This window comes from Kitasatospora sp. NPDC059160 (assembly GCF_042755465.1).
Lineage (GTDB): Bacteria > Actinomycetota > Actinomycetes > Streptomycetales > Streptomycetaceae > Kitasatospora.
Map to the genome: position 1 here is coordinate 22,191 of NZ_JBHZCN010000060.1, position 14,056 is coordinate 36,246.

Genomic DNA, 14,056 nt, shown 5'->3' on the forward strand with positions numbered 1-14,056 from the left:
CGGCCGCCGGGCCGGCCGCCCGGTGAGCGCCTCCGCCCAGCCGGTGGCGCTGATCCTGATCCCCGCCGCAGCCGTCGCCGCACCGCTGCTCGCCGACCGGCTGCTGCGGTGGATCGCCGTACCGACCGTGGTGTTCGAGATCGTGCTCGGCGTGCTGATCGGCCCGTCCGTCCTGGACTGGGCGCACGTCGACGACCTGGTGAACGCGCTGTCCCAGTTCGGCCTGGCCATACTGATGTTCCTCGCCGGGTACGAGATCGACTTCGCCAAGCTGCGCGGTGGCCCGCTGAAACGGGCGGGCACCGCGTGGCTGGTCTCGCTCGTCCTGGCCCTCGGCGTCGGCGCCCTGGTCAACCGGGACCCGTGGGACGGCGCCTTCGCCGGGCTGGTGCTCACCACCACCGCGCTCGGCACGATCCTGCCGATCCTCCGCGACTCCGGCGAACTGCCCACCCCTTTCGGCTCGTTGGTGATGGCCACCGGTGCGGTCGGGGAGTTCGGGCCGATCATCGCGATCGCCGTGCTGCTCAGCGGCAACTCGCCCACCCGGACCGCGGTCATCCTCGGCGCCTTCGCGGTGATCACCGCCGTCGCCGTGCTCGGCGCCCGCCGGCCACGCCCGGCCTGGGCCACCCGGCTGATCGAGCGGACCCTGCGCACCTCCGGGCAGTTCGCGATCCGGGCGGTGATCCTGGTGCTGGCCGTCATGGTCGCGGCCGCGCTCTGGCTCGACCTCGACATGCTGCTCGGCGCCTTCACCGCCGGGATCGTCTCCCGGCTGCTGCTCTCCGACATCCGCCGGGCCGAGGAGGAGGTGATCGAGGCCAAGCTGGAGAGCATCGGCTTCGGCTTCCTGGTGCCGATCTTCTTCGTGGTCAGCGGGATGAACTTCGACCTGGACGCGCTAATGGACGACCCCGGCACCCTGCTGCTCGTCCCGGTGTTCCTGCTGCTGTTCCTCGCCGTACGCGGCCTGCCGGCCGGGCTGCTCGCCCCGGCCGGGCTCGGCGGGCGCGACCGTGCCGCGCTCGGGCTCTACGCGTCGACGGCGCTGCCGCTGGTCGTGGTGATCACTACGATCGAGGTGGAGGCCGGACACCTGCCCTCCTCGACGGCGGCGGCGCTGGTCGGCGCCGGGATGCTGTCGGTCCTGGTGTTCCCGCTGGTGGCCCAGCGGGTGCGGGGCGGGCGGCGGGCGGCCGCCGACCCCGAGCGGCCGAGGGTCCGGGCCGAGAGCTGGTGAGCTCCCGGCCCTCGCACGGCCGGTTCCGTCAGATCACGCCCGCCTGGCGGGCCGTCTCCTCGAAGGCCCGGGCCACCTGGCTGCCCCGGTACGGGGTGAGGCGGCGGTGGAAGTCCCGGACGTACTCCAGCGAGCGGGCCGAGCGCATCTCCCCCGCCGCCCGCAGCGCGTCGGTGGCCATGGTGCAGGCCTCGTCGAGATCCCCCATGCCGAGCCGGGCGGTGGCGAGCACCAGCCGGCAGAAGATCCGGCTGCGCGCGTAGGCGGGCGAGCGCAGCCGCAGCGACTTCTCGGCGTGCTGCGCGCAGGTGCGCCACTGCTGGAGGTCGCGGTAGCAGTGGGCGAACTCGTCGGAGAGCTGGGCCTCGTCGAAGTACCGCGCCCAGGAGGGCAGTTCGTCGCCGGTACGGGAGGCCGCGAGCGACCGCTCGGCCCGGACCAGCGCGGTGGTGCAGGAGCGGACGTCGCCCAGCAGGCCGTGGCCCCGGGCCTCGGCGGCGTGCATCAGCGACTGGACCACCGGCGGGACGGCGGTACCGACGCCCTGCTGGGCGACCCGGGCGAGCTGGACGGCCTCCCGGCCGTGGCCCAGGTGGACGGCCTGCTGGCTCATCGTCACCAGCACGTATCCGCCGAGCGCGCGGTCCCCGGCGGCCTGGGAGAGGCGCAGCGCCTGGACGAAGTAGCGCTGGGCGAGGCCGTGCGCGGCGATGTCGAAGGACGTCCAGCCGGCCAGCCTGGTGAGGTCGGCGACGGCTCCGAACAGGGCGCGGCCGATCTGCTCGCCGTAGCGGCCGCGCAGCATCGGCTCGGCCTCGCTCTCCAGGTAGCGGACCAGCGCCTGGCGGGCGTGGCCGCCGCCGTAGGCGTGGTCGAGCGCGCGGAAGAGGTCCCCGACGGCGCGGATGGCGGCGATGTCGCCGCGGCCGACCCGCAGGGCGGGGCGGGCCTCCCGGGTCGGGTCGGTGTACGGCGGTTCGACGGCGGCGGGCGGGCGGCGGCTCTGGGTGGGCACCCGGCCGATGGTGGCGGCGGTGCCGGTGGTTCCGGCGGTGCTGCGGGCGCCCGGGGCGCCGGCGGGCTGGGTGCGCGCCGGGCCCGCGACGGGTGCGCCGGGCACGTTCGACGCCGGTGCGCCGGGGGCGGTGCCGGGCGGACCGGTGGCGGTGTCCGGGCGGGTCAGCGTGGAGCCGTCCCGGGCGACCCGTTCGTCGGTGCGGCCGATCAGCCAGTCCCGGCTGGGGACGACCAGGCCGGCCGGGGTGAAGGCGATCCGGCGCAGTTCGGACTGCGGGCCGTTGTCCTTGCGCCACATGCTCGCCACGATGTCCACCGCCTCCTGCGGGGTCTCGGCGAACTCCAGGCCCGCGTAGACCGGGGCGCAGGCGTCCAGGCCGAGGTCCTGGGCGGTGAGGCGGCGGCCGAGGCGGCGGGTGAAGACCTCGGCGATCAGCGCCGGGGTGGCGCCGCGGGGTTGCTGGCCGCGCAGCCAGCGGGTGACCGAGGTCTTGTCGTAGCGCAGGTCGAGGCCGTGCTCCAGGCCGAGCTGGTCGACCCGGCGGGCCAGGCCCGCGTGCGAGAAGCCGGCCTCCTCGATCAGGGCGGCGAGTTGGCCGTTCTGCGGCGTCGGGCCGGAGTGGCCGGTGTGGCTGCCGTGGCCGCTGGTGGTCGCTGGGGCGGCGGGCGCGGCGGTGGCTTCGTGCCGGGCGGGTGTGGCCTGCACGGGCAGTCGCAGTTCCTCGGCGGTCGGGGCGTCGGCGGTCATCGGGTCAGCGGTCAGCGTGTCGGCGGTCAGCGGTTCAGCGGTCAGCGTGTCGGCGGTCAGGGCGTCGGGCGCGTCCGGAAGGGCCCGGCCGACCGGGCCTCGGCGCTGGCCGAGCGGGTCGAGCGGTCCGTACGCCGGGCTGTCGGTTGCAGGCCGTTGGGACATGTCAGTCAACACCTCTCGGACGTCGCACCGGGCTCCACCAGCAGTTCGGCTCGCCCGGGGCGGCGCCCCCTGTCGGGAATCGGCGTGAATGTAGCGAGCATTCGGGCGCTATGGGTGGATCTGACCGACCAATCCTCCGAACGGGTGAAGCAAGCGCGCCCATTGTGGGGAAGCGGGGCCAGGGTGGGTTTGGCCGTACGGGGGCGAACCGTCAACCGGCGTCGGTGGTGGTCGACGCCATGACAGGCCGCGGTGCTGTGTCGGCCCGCCACATGGGAGCGGCGACGCCGGATTCCTACCGTTCTCGGCCATGGACACCTCTACTGCCCGCCCGCTCGACGGCCGCACGGCCCTGGTCACCGGAGCCGCCTCGGGCATCGGCCGGGCCTGCGCCGAAGCCCTCGCCGGAGCCGGCGCCCGGGTCTACGTCGTCGACCTCGCGGCCGGCCCGGCCCGGGAGCTCGCGGACCGGATCGGCGGGCGCGCGATCGTCGCCGACCTCGCCGATCCCGAGGCCGTGGACGCCCTGCCCGCCGACGCCGACGTCGTGGTCAACAACGCCGGCCTGCAACACGTCGCACCCGTCCACGAGTTCCCGGTCGAACGCTTCACCCTCATCCAACGCGTGATGGTCGAGGCCCCGTTCCGGATCCTGCGCCGCACCCTCCCGCACATGTACGAGCGGGGGTGGGGCCGGATCGTCAACGTCTCCTCCGTCCACGGCCTGCGCGCCAGCGCCTTCAAGTCCGCCTACGTCACGGCCAAGCACGGCCTGGAGGGCCTCAGCAAGACCGTCGCCCTGGAGGGCGCCCCGTACGGGGTCACCAGCAACTGCCTCAACCCCGGGTATGTCCGAACTCCCCTGGTGGAGAAGCAGATCGCCGCCCAGGCGCTGGCCCACGGCATCCCCGAGGAGGAGGTGGTCGAGCGGATCATGCTCGACCGGACCGCCGTCAAGCGGCTCATCGAACCCGAGGAGGTCGCCCAACTCGCCCTCTGGCTCTGCTCCCCCGCCGCCGCCTACGTCACCGGCGCCAGCCTGCCGATCGACGGCGGCTGGACGGCGCACTGAGCCGGTGCCGGCACCGACAACGGTCATGGGGCGGAGGGCCACAGCGGGCCGACGGGCTGTGTGGGTCGACCACATGGGCCGCCGGGCGCGGGCTCCCTACCTTGTGGCGACATCGTCCCCGTCCCCCTGGACCTGGAAGTGGTGACCATGAACGCCCCCGCACGTGGCACGGCGGCTACCAGTTCACTCCCGCGAGTGGTGGCCGCGAGTCTGATCGGCACGACGATCGAGTGGTACGACTACTTCTTGTACGGAACGGCCGCGGCGCTGGTCTTCGGGAAGCTGTTCTTCCCCAACACCGACCCGCTGACCGGGACCCTGCTGTCGTTCCTGACGTACGCGATCGGGTTCGCGGCACGGCCGGTCGGAGCGCTGGTGTTCGGTCACTTCGGCGACCGGATCGGCCGGAAGAGACTGCTGGTGGTGAGCCTGCTGCTGATGGGCGGATCGACCACCGCGATCGGGCTGCTGCCGACCTACGACTCGATCGGGGCGGCGGCGCCGGTGCTGCTGACCGCGCTGCGGCTGGTGCAGGGCTTCGCGCTCGGCGGCGAGTGGGGCGGGGCGGTGCTGCTGGTGTCGGAGCACGGGGACCGGCGGCGGCGGGGGTTCTGGGCGTCGTGGCCGCAGGGCGGGGCGCCCGCCGGGAACCTGCTGGCGGCGGGCGTGCTGTCGCTGATGACGGCGGTGCAGTCGGAGAGCGCGTTCCTGGCGTGGGGGTGGCGGGTGCCGTTCCTGCTGTCGGCGGTGCTGGTCGGCGTCGGGATGTGGATCCGGCTGGCGGTGGAGGAGTCGCCGCTGTTCCGGGAGGCGGTCGCGAACCGCCCGGAGGCCGAACAGGCGCCGCTGGTGGGGGTGTTGCGCAACCACTGGCGGGAGGTGCTGGTGGCCATGGGCGCGCGGATGGCGGAGAACATCTCGTACTACGTGATGACCACCTTTGTGCTGACGTACGCCGTCACCCACGCCCACTTCGACAAGCAGAGCGCGCTGAACGCCGTACTGATCGGCTCCGCGATCCAGTTCGCGCTGATCCCGCTGTTCGGGGCGCTGTCCGACCGGGTCGGGCGCAAACCGGTGTACCTGGTGGGCGCGGTCGGCGTCGGGGCCTGGGCGTTCGTGTTCTTCGGGCTGGTGGACACCCACTCGTTCGGGCAGCTGGTCCTCGCGGTGACGGTCGGCCTGGTCTTCCACAGCGCCATGTACGCCCCGCAGGCGGCCTTCTTCTCCGAGCTGTTCGCGACCCGGCTGCGCTACTCGGGGGCCTCCATCGGCGCCCAGTTCGCCTCGGTGGCGGCCGGCGCGCCGGCGCCGCTGATCGCGACCGCGCTGCTCAAGGACTACGGCAGCGCCACCCCCGTCTCGGTGTACGTGGCGATCGCGGCGGCGGTCACCGTCCTGGCGGTGCTGTGCGCGCGGGAGACCAGGGGGCAGGACCTGGCGGAGGTCGCGGAGGAGGCGTCGCCGGACGGTGCGGCGGTCGGGAAGCCCGCCGTGGCCTGAACGCGGTGGCCTGGGGACGCGGTGGCCTAGCGCGGTGGCATGGACGCGGTGGCTGAGCGCGGTGGCCTGAACGCGGTGGCACGGACGGAATGGCCTGGACGGCGAGCCGATAGCATCGCGATTCCTCGGCACCGACGGAACCGACGCCGATTGGCGGCCCGCACCATGAACCACCCCGGATGACCGGATGAACCGCCCCGACGAGAGCGCCGCGCCCGCGCTGCGACGGCTGCTCGACCTGCTCGCCTCCGGCTCCGCCACCGAGGACTTCGCCGAGGTGCTGGCCGACGCCCGCCGCCGCGGGGCGCCGGCCGGCGTCCTCGCCGAGATCGACGACGCCACCTGGCAGGCCCTGCGGGTGCACCGCACCCTGCGTCAGCACCGGCGCCGGGAAGCCGAGTTGACGGCACTGTTCGACACCGCCGGAGACCTCGCCGCGTCCCGGGACCTGGACACCGTGCTGCAGGCCATCGTCCGCCGCGCCCGGATGCTGCTCGGCACCGACACCGCCTACCTGACCCTGCCGGACGAGGCCGCCGGCGACACCTACATGCGGGTCACCGACGGCTCGGTCTCCGTCCTGTTCCAGACCCTGCGGCTCAGCCTCGGCGACGGCCTCGGCGGGCTGGTCGCCCAGACCGCCCGCCCCTACGCCACCCCCGACTACCGCGCCGACGAGCGCTTCCACCACACCGGCACGATCGACGCGGGCGTGCTGGACGAGGGCCTGGTGGCGATCATCGGCGTACCGCTGCTGCTCGGCGGCGACGTCATCGGCGTCCTGTTCGCCGCCGACCGCTCGCCGCGCGCCTTCTCCCCCGACGAGGTCGCGCTGCTCTGCACCCTGGCCGCGCACGCCGCGATCGCCCTGGACACCGCCGCGGCGCTGGCCGACACCCGGGCCGCGCTGGCCGAACTCAACGCCGCCAACGAGCTGGTCCGGGCCCACTCCGCCGCCGTCCAGCGCGCCGAGCAGGCCCACGACCGGCTGACCGACCTGGTGCTGCGCGGCGCCGAGGTGTCGGACGTGGCCGCCGCCGTCGCCCACCTGCTGGACGGGGAGACGACCGTCCTGGACGCCGAGGGCGAACCGCTCGCCGGACCGCCCGCCGCCGCGGCCGAACTCGCCGACGCGGTGGCCGCCTCCCGGGCCGAGGGCCGGTCCGTGCGGCACGACGGGCTCTGGGTGTGCGCGGTGCTGGCCGGGCACGACCTGCTCGGCACCCTGGTGCTGCGCGGCCGGCCCGACCTGGACGACCCCGACCGGCGGCTGTTCGAACGGGCCGGCGTGGTGACCGCGCTGGTCCTGCTGCTGCGCCGCTCGGTCGCGGAGACCGAGAACCGGGTCCGCGGCGAACTGCTCACCGACCTGCTCACCGCCCCCGACCGCGACCCGGCCGGGCTCACCGCACGCGGCCGCCGGCTCGGGGTCGACCTCGCCCGGCCGCACCTGGCGCTGGCCGCCGAACCCGCCGACCGCGACGGCGACGACCGGGGGCGACTGGCCGGCGCGGCCCGGCGGTACCTGTTCGGCTCCCGCGGCGTCAGCGCCGAGCACGGCGAGGCGGTCGCACTGCTGGTGCCCGTCGCCCCGGGCTGCGCCGAGGACCCGGAGCAGACCGCCCGGCGGGCCGCCGAACGGCTGGCCCGACTGGCGGGCTTCGCCGTCACCGTCGGCGCCGGCCGCCCCGCCGCCGGCCCGGCCGCCCTGGCCGCCTCGTACGACGAGGGCCTGCGCTGCGTACGGGCCCTGCGGGTGCTCGGCCGCGCCGGGGAGGGCGCCTCGGCCGGCGCGCTCGGCTTCCTCGGGGTGCTGCTCGGCGACGGCCACGACGTGGACGGCTTCGTCGGCGGCGCGCTCGGCCCGCTGCTCGCCTACGACGCCAAGCGCGGCACCGAGCTGGTCCGCACCCTGCGCGCCTACTTCGACTGCGGCGGCAGCCTGACCAGGGCCAAGGACGAGCTGCACGTCCACGTGAACACGGTGGTCCAGCGGCTGGACCGGGTCGAGGCACTGCTCGGCGGGGGCTGGAACCAGCCGGAGCGGTCGCTGGAGCTGCAGCTGGCGCTGCGCCTGCAACTGCTGGCCGGGGGTGGTGGCGGCTGACAGGGGTGCCGGGGCGGGTGGGGGCAGGTGGAGGCGGGTGGGGGCGCGGCCGAACGGGTGACGCGGGCGTGGGCGTACAGTGGCGAGGTTGGTCTCGAACGCCTGGCAAGGAGCGGCAGCGGTGAGCGAGAACGTACGTTTCGTTCGAATGGGCATAGGCGAGCACGTCGTCCCGTACGAGGAGGCGTGGGAGGAACAGCAGCGGCTGCACGCGCTGCGGGTCGCGGACGAGATCCCCGACACCGTGCTGCTGCTGGAGCACCCGCCCGTCTACACCATGGGCAAGCGCACCAACCCCGCCGACCTGCCGCTGGACGGCACCCCGGTGGTCGAGGTCAACCGGGGCGGCGAGATCACCTGGCACGGCCCCGGCCAGCTGGTCGGCTACCCGATCGTCAAGCTGCCCGACCCGATCGACGTGATCGCCTACGTCCGCCGGCTGGAGGAGGCGCTGATCCGCGCCGCCGCCGACTTCGGCATCGGAACCACCCGGGTCGAGGGCCGCAGCGGGGTCTGGGTGCTCGGCGAGAACATTCCGGACGCCGTGGTGGACCCGGCCGAGGTGGTCGACATCGGCAAGCTGACCCTGCGGATGGGCCTGCCGCTGGGCATCGACCCGCGACTGGCCGGGCCCGAGTACGCGCCGTCCAACGCCGGGCAGCGCGGCGGCGACCGCAAGCTCGCCGCGATCGGAGTGCGGGTCGCCCGCGGGGTGACCATGCACGGCTTCGCGCTCAACTGCGATCCGGAGATGACGTACTTCGACAAGATCGTGCCGTGCGGCATCCGGGACGCGGGCGTCGCCTCGCTGGCCGGCGAGCTGGGCCGGGACTTCCCGGTGAGCGAGGCGCTGCCGTCGGTCGAACGGCACCTCCAGGCCGTCTTCGCCGAGCTGCCGGAGCCGGCGCTCAGTCGCTCGCTCAGCGGCTGAAGTCTTCCGGGAGCACGCCGGGCTCCCCCCAGTCACTGGGAATCTACTGGCCGGTAGCCGTGTTGCCCTGCGATTGCAGGGCGGCAGGCCCGGCGAAGGCCGTACAACCACAGGCGTACCCTGGGGGTACCCCGTCTAGTTCTAGGAGTCGCACGTGTCCGCTGTCGCGCCCGACGGCAGGAAGCTGCTCCGCCTGGAGGTCCGCAACAGCGAGACCCCCATCGAGCGGAAGCCCGAGTGGATCAAGACCCGCGCGAAGATGGGGCCGGAGTACAACGCCCTCCAGTCGCTGGTGAAGAAGGAGGGACTGCACACGGTCTGCCAGGAGGCCGGCTGTCCCAACATCTTCGAGTGCTGGGAGGACCGCGAGGCGACCTTCCTCATCGGCGGTGACCAGTGCACCCGCCGTTGCGACTTCTGCCAGATCGACACCGGCAAGCCCGCCGAGTTCGACCGCGACGAGCCGCGCCGGGTCGCCGAGTCCATCGTCACCATGGACCTCAACTACGCCACCATCACCGGCGTCGCCCGCGACGACCTGGAGGACGGCGGCGCCTGGCTGTACGCCGAGACCGTCCGCCAGGTGCACGCGATGACCGCCGAGCGCGCGACCGGCCGCACCGGCGTCGAGCTGCTCATCCCCGACTTCAACGCGGTGCCCGAGCAGCTGGCCGAGGTCTTCTCCTCCCGCCCCGAGGTGCTCGCCCACAACGTCGAGACCGTGCCGCGCATCTTCAAGCGGATCCGCCCGGCCTTCCGCTACGAGCGCTCCCTGGACGTCATCACCCAGGCCCGCGCCGCAGGACTGGTCACCAAGTCCAACCTGATCCTGGGCATGGGCGAGACCCGTGAGGAGGTCAGCCAGGCGCTGGCCGACCTGGTCGGGGCCGGCTGCGAGCTGATCACCATCACCCAGTACCTGCGGCCCTCGCTGCGCCACCACCCGGTGGAGCGCTGGGTCAAGCCCCAGGAGTTCGTCGAGCTCCAGGAGGAGGCCGAGGAGCTGGGCTTCGCCGGCGTCATGTCGGGCCCGCTGGTGCGCTCCTCGTACCGGGCCGGGCGGCTGTACCGGCAGGCGCTGGAGAAGCGCGAGCAGGCCGCGGTCTGACCTCGCGGTCCGACCTCGCCGTCGGCCCCGGGCCGTTCGAGCTGTTTGATCTGTTTGATTTGTTTGCGCCATCGGAAGGGCGGAGCCTCGGCTCCGCCCTTCCGGGTTTCACCGCGCTTTGACTGCCTGGTCACGGGCTGGTAACACGGGGTGGGGACGATGGACGCCTGGTGGGCGTTCGATTCTTCTCAGCCACGAGAGGAGCTGTTCGGCATGCGGATGCGGATCCGGTCGGTGGGGGTGGCGCTGCGGTTCGCCGAGAGCGTCCTGCTGGCCCCCGGCCAGCGGCACGCGCGGCGCAACGCCTGGGCGGCGGTGTGCGAGGACCGTCGGCACGCGGCGGACCGTCGGCACGACGGCCCGCCGGGCGGGGCGGCCGGGGTGGGCGGCGCGACGGGGGCGCGCTCCGCGGGACGGTGAGTCCGGCCGTCGCTGTGCGCGACGGCGTGTGGGCGGACGGGTCACGGTTCGGGCGAACGGGTACCCGGGCTTGGATATCCCGTACCCGTGCCACGTACCATGAGCGTTATGGCGAGGGAAACATCCGAGAACCCCGGACGGCTGAAGCAGATCCGTCTGGCGTACACCATGACCAAGAAGGTCGACACCAAGATCGGCCTGATCATCGCCGGCGTCGGCCTGCTGACCTTCGGCGTGTTCCTCGCCATCGGCTTCGCGATCGACCACCCCGTCTATCTGGGCATCCTGGGCTTCATCGTGGCCGTCCTGGCCATGGCGATCGTCTTCGGGCGCCGGGCCGAACGCGCCGCGTTCGGGCAGATGGAGGGGCAGCCGGGCGCCGTAGCTGCGGTGCTGAACAACATCCGGCGCGGCTGGAGCTCCAACTCCACCCCGGTCGCGGTCACCCGCAGCCAGGACGCGGTCTATCGCGCCGTCGGCCGGGCCGGCATCGCGCTGATCGGCGAGGGCAACCCCAACCGGGTGCGCCAGCTGCTGGCCTCCGAGAAGAAGAAGATGGCCCGCGTGGTCGGTGACATCCCGGTGCACGACATCGTGGTGGGCACCGGCGAGGGCGAGATCCCGCTCAAGAAGCTGCAGATCCACCTGATGCGGCTGCCCCGCGCGATCACCGCCGCCCAGGTCACCGAGACCAACGACCGTCTGCGCGCGCTGGGCGACCTGCTCTCCAAGGCGCCGATCCCCAAGGGCCCGATGCCCAAGGGTGCCCGGATGCCCAAGGGCGGCCAGGCCCGCTGACCTCCCCTCCGCTGACAACGCGGAACGGCCCCGCCCCGGAACCTCCGGGGCGGGGCCGTTCGACGTTTCCGGCTTCTCTCCGACTGTTTTCCGGCTTCTCGCCGACTTCCTGGGGGTCCGGGGCTCTCGGGCTCCGGGGCTCTCGGGCTCCGGGGCTCCGCCGGCGCCGAACCTCCGCTAGATCCGGACCTCGACGGTGCCGACGGCCTTGTCGTGCAGTCCCCGGGTGTCGCGGTCCCAGACCAGCGGCGGCACCACCAGGCACAGCAGCACGGTGCGCAGCAGGACCTGCGGGATGGTGGCGCGGCGCCCGTCCAGGCGGATCACCCGGAGGCCGAACAGCCGCTTGCCGAGGGTGGTGCCGGTGGTGGAGAGCAGCAGGACCGCGACCAGGAAGAAGAGCGGGAGGGTCCACAGGTTGGCCTCGGCCGTGTCGCCCTTGGCGAGCAGGCCGAAGGAGACCAGCGAGACCAGCCAGCCGTCCACGAACACGGCGCCGATCCGTCGGCCGGGGCCGGCGATCGAGCCGGGGCCCTCCTTGGGCAGTCCGAGGCGCTCGCCGCGGTAGCCGAAGTCGGCGCCCATCTTCTCGGCGGCCGCCTTGGGGCCGTCGATCCACGATCCCAACGCTTCTCTGGTGTCCACGAATCCACACTAACCGGGCTCACGCCGCGGACCGGCACCGGCTCCCCTCCCGGCGGGGCGCGGTCCCGGCCCCGAACCGACCCCGTGGCCGACCTCGGACCGGGTTCGAACCGGGCAGCTCCACGACCGGGTGAATCCCACTCACCGGGCTTACCTGTGGTCCAGACCATTTCCCGGAGGACCCCCAGGTCCACGGGGCGATTTGCCCCGTCCCGCAGGCCTTTGCCGCCCATTCGGCGGTCGCGGTTAACATCTAGGAAACGAGCGGGTCACCGGCTGGAAACGACCCATTCCTAGGGTGAGCCCAATTCGCGAGCCGAGGAGGATGGATGTTCAACAACGCCGCCGAAGTGAAGCAGTTCATCCAGGACAACGACGTGAAGTTCGTCGATGTCCGCTTCTGTGATCTGCCGGGCGTCATGCAGCACTTCTCCGTACCCGCGGCGACCTTCGATCCGTCCGAGACCCTGATGTTCGACGGTTCGTCGATCCGCGGCTTCCAGGCCATCCACGAGTCCGACATGGCCCTGGTCCCGGACCTCGCCACCGCACGCCTCGACCCCTTCCGGGTCGAGAAGCACCTCAACATCAACTTCTTCATCCAGGACCCGGTCACCGGCGAGGCCTACAGCCGCGACCCGCGCAACGTCGCCAAGAAGGCCGAGGCCTACCTCGCCTCCTCCGGCATCGCCGACACCGCGTTCTTCGGGCCCGAGGCCGAGTTCTACGTCTTCGACTCGGTGCGCTTCGACACCAGCGCCAACGCGTCCTTCTACCACATCGACTCGGAGGCCGGCGCCTGGAACAGCGGCGCCGCCGAGGGCGACGTGCGCGGCTACAAGGTCAAGTACAAGGGCGGCTACTTCCCCACCCCGCCGGTCGACCACTTCGCCGACCTGCGTGCCGAGATGTCCCTGGAGCTGGCCAAGTCCGGCCTGGAGGTCGAGCGCCAGCACCACGAGGTCGGCACCGCCGGCCAGGCGGAGATCAACTACAAGTTCAACACCCTGCTGCACGCGGCCGACGACCTGATGCTGTTCAAGTACATCATCAAGAACGTCGCCTGGCGGAACGGCAAGACGGCCACCTTCATGCCGAAGCCGATCTTCGGCGACAACGGCTCGGGCATGCACGTCCACCAGTCGCTGTGGACCGAGGGCTCCCCGCTCTTCTACGACGAGCAGGGCTACGCCGGACTCTCCGACACCGCCCGCTACTACATCGGCGGCCTGCTCCGGCACGCCCCCTCGCTGCTGGCCTTCACCAACCCGTCGGTGAACTCCTACCACCGCCTGGTCCCCGGCTTCGAGGCGCCCGTCAACCTGGTCTACTCCCAGCGCAACCGCTCGGCCGCGATCCGCATCCCGATCACCGGCTCCAACGCCAAGGCCAAGCGCATCGAGTTCCGCGCCCCGGACCCGTCCTCCAACCCGTACCTGGCCTTCTCCGCCATGCTGATGGCCGGCCTCGACGGCATCCGCAACAAGATCGAGCCGCTGGAGCCCGTCGACAAGGACCTCTACGAGCTCGCCCCCGAGGAGCACGCCAACGTCCCCCAGGTGCCCTCCTCCCTCCCCGCCGTCCTGGAGGCCCTCGAGGCCGACCACGAGTACCTCCTGGCGGGCAACGTCTTCACCCCGGACCTGATCGAGACCTGGATCGACTTCAAGCGCACCAACGAGATCGCCCCGATCGCCCTCCGGCCCCACCCGCACGAGTTCGAGCTCTACTACGACCTGTAGGACCCCCGCTGACCTGCGGAAACGTGATTCGATCTCTCATCGTTTCCGCAGGTCAGCAACGCTCTGACCTGCGGAAACGCCAGGTCGCCGACGCGCGCCGAACGCTCTGGTGCCCGCGCTGTGAAATGGGTGTGCACTGAGTTCGATCTCGACGCAGGACCTCTCAGTAGCCTGAACCACCACTGCGCGGCCCACAGCGACGTGACGATGAGCAGCCGTTGCCTTTGTGTCGTCCTGACTACCGTTTAGCGGGCCAACCCGAGAAGCCGCCGCATCACGCGGTTGATCAGGGCGCGAACAGTCCGTGTCTGCGGTCGGCTGGGTCTCCCGGCCGACCGCATTGCATGGCAGCAGTCCAACTCATCGCCGAGGGCAAGCAAGCACTCCAGGCCGCCCACCCGTACGCCAGAGCCGCCGCACAACAGCCTCGCCGGGTCTGCCCGTCACCGCAGCCCACCGGCGAACCGACTCCAATCGGGCAACCGGCCTCCGCACACGAATCCCGAGTGGCGGAAGATCGTCGTCGGCACCCTTACCGGCACCGGCCTGCGCACTCT

11 protein-coding genes are annotated in these 14,056 nt (G+C 72.5%); 9 read left to right on the forward strand and 2 right to left on the reverse strand.

Annotated elements, in window-relative coordinates; translation table 11 throughout:
* Window positions 1-22: 22 nt before the first annotated feature.
* Window positions 23-1,243, forward strand: coding sequence for a cation:proton antiporter (locus ACFXOZ_RS24730; RefSeq protein WP_380592716.1), 1,221 nt, complete (start codon window positions 23-25; stop codon window positions 1,241-1,243).
* Between the two features lie 28 nt (window positions 1,244-1,271).
* Here ACFXOZ_RS24730 and ACFXOZ_RS24735 read toward each other — a convergent pair whose 3' ends face one another.
* The gene (locus tag ACFXOZ_RS24735; protein WP_375892588.1) at window positions 1,272-3,173 is read right to left on the reverse strand and encodes a regulator; all 1,902 of its coding nucleotides are present in this window, start codon (window positions 3,171-3,173) and stop codon (window positions 1,272-1,274) included.
* A 310-nt stretch (window positions 3,174-3,483) separates the two neighbouring features.
* Here ACFXOZ_RS24735 and ACFXOZ_RS24740 point away from each other — a divergent pair, with 310 nt between their 5' ends.
* From ACFXOZ_RS24740 to ACFXOZ_RS24770, 7 genes are all read left to right on the forward strand, one after another.
* A complete protein-coding gene (locus ACFXOZ_RS24740; RefSeq protein ID WP_375892590.1) occupies window positions 3,484-4,245 on the forward strand; it encodes a 3-hydroxybutyrate dehydrogenase in 762 nt (253 codons plus the stop codon).
* 147 nt (window positions 4,246-4,392) lie between these two features.
* A complete protein-coding gene (locus tag ACFXOZ_RS24745; RefSeq protein WP_380592718.1) occupies window positions 4,393-5,748 on the forward strand; it encodes an MFS transporter in 1,356 nt (451 codons plus the stop codon).
* Between the two features lie 187 nt (window positions 5,749-5,935).
* On the forward strand, window positions 5,936-7,855 hold the full coding sequence (locus ACFXOZ_RS24750; protein ID WP_375892594.1) for a helix-turn-helix domain-containing protein: 1,920 nt from the start codon (window positions 5,936-5,938) through the stop codon (window positions 7,853-7,855).
* Between the two features lie 148 nt (window positions 7,856-8,003).
* A complete protein-coding gene (gene lipB, locus ACFXOZ_RS24755; protein ID WP_375892690.1) occupies window positions 8,004-8,786 on the forward strand; it encodes a lipoyl(octanoyl) transferase LipB in 783 nt (260 codons plus the stop codon).
* A 154-nt stretch (window positions 8,787-8,940) separates the two neighbouring features.
* Complete coding sequence (lipA, locus tag ACFXOZ_RS24760; protein ID WP_375892596.1) at window positions 8,941-9,894, forward strand: lipoyl synthase; 954 nt, start codon at window positions 8,941-8,943, stop codon at window positions 9,892-9,894.
* A gap of 213 nt (window positions 9,895-10,107) precedes the next feature.
* The gene (locus ACFXOZ_RS24765) at window positions 10,108-10,314 is read left to right on the forward strand and encodes a hypothetical protein (RefSeq protein ID WP_375892598.1); all 207 of its coding nucleotides are present in this window, start codon (window positions 10,108-10,110) and stop codon (window positions 10,312-10,314) included.
* Between the two features lie 108 nt (window positions 10,315-10,422).
* Window positions 10,423-11,112, forward strand: a complete 690-nt coding sequence (locus ACFXOZ_RS24770; RefSeq protein WP_375892599.1) for a DUF4191 domain-containing protein — start codon at window positions 10,423-10,425, stop codon at window positions 11,110-11,112.
* Between the two features lie 177 nt (window positions 11,113-11,289).
* Here ACFXOZ_RS24770 and ACFXOZ_RS24775 read toward each other — a convergent pair whose 3' ends face one another.
* The gene (locus tag ACFXOZ_RS24775) at window positions 11,290-11,757 is read right to left on the reverse strand and encodes an RDD family protein (protein ID WP_375892601.1); all 468 of its coding nucleotides are present in this window, start codon (window positions 11,755-11,757) and stop codon (window positions 11,290-11,292) included.
* A 329-nt stretch (window positions 11,758-12,086) separates the two neighbouring features.
* Between ACFXOZ_RS24775 and glnA the strand changes: the two genes are divergently transcribed.
* Entirely contained in the window at window positions 12,087-13,499 is a 1,413-nt protein-coding gene (glnA, locus tag ACFXOZ_RS24780) for a type I glutamate--ammonia ligase (RefSeq protein ID WP_375892603.1), read from the forward strand.
* Window positions 13,500-14,056 lie beyond the last annotated feature (557 nt).

What these genes read in the sequence shown, in the direction of transcription:
- ACFXOZ_RS24765 (WP_375892598.1), top strand. Translation starts at nt 10,108, where the DNA reads ATGCGGATGCGGATCCGGTCGGTGGGGGTGGCGCTGCGGTTCGCCGAG.
- ACFXOZ_RS24735 (WP_375892588.1), bottom strand. Translation starts at nt 3,173, where the DNA reads ATGTCCCAACGGCCTGCAACCGACAGCCCGGCGTACGGACCGCTCGAC.
- ACFXOZ_RS24745 (WP_380592718.1), top strand. Translation starts at nt 4,393, where the DNA reads ATGAACGCCCCCGCACGTGGCACGGCGGCTACCAGTTCACTCCCGCGA.
- lipB (WP_375892690.1), top strand. Translation starts at nt 8,004, where the DNA reads ATGGGCATAGGCGAGCACGTCGTCCCGTACGAGGAGGCGTGGGAGGAA.
- glnA (WP_375892603.1), top strand. Translation starts at nt 12,087, where the DNA reads ATGTTCAACAACGCCGCCGAAGTGAAGCAGTTCATCCAGGACAACGAC.
- ACFXOZ_RS24770 (WP_375892599.1), top strand. Translation starts at nt 10,423, where the DNA reads ATGGCGAGGGAAACATCCGAGAACCCCGGACGGCTGAAGCAGATCCGT.
- ACFXOZ_RS24740 (WP_375892590.1), top strand. Translation starts at nt 3,484, where the DNA reads ATGGACACCTCTACTGCCCGCCCGCTCGACGGCCGCACGGCCCTGGTC.
- ACFXOZ_RS24750 (WP_375892594.1), top strand. Translation starts at nt 5,936, where the DNA reads ATGAACCGCCCCGACGAGAGCGCCGCGCCCGCGCTGCGACGGCTGCTC.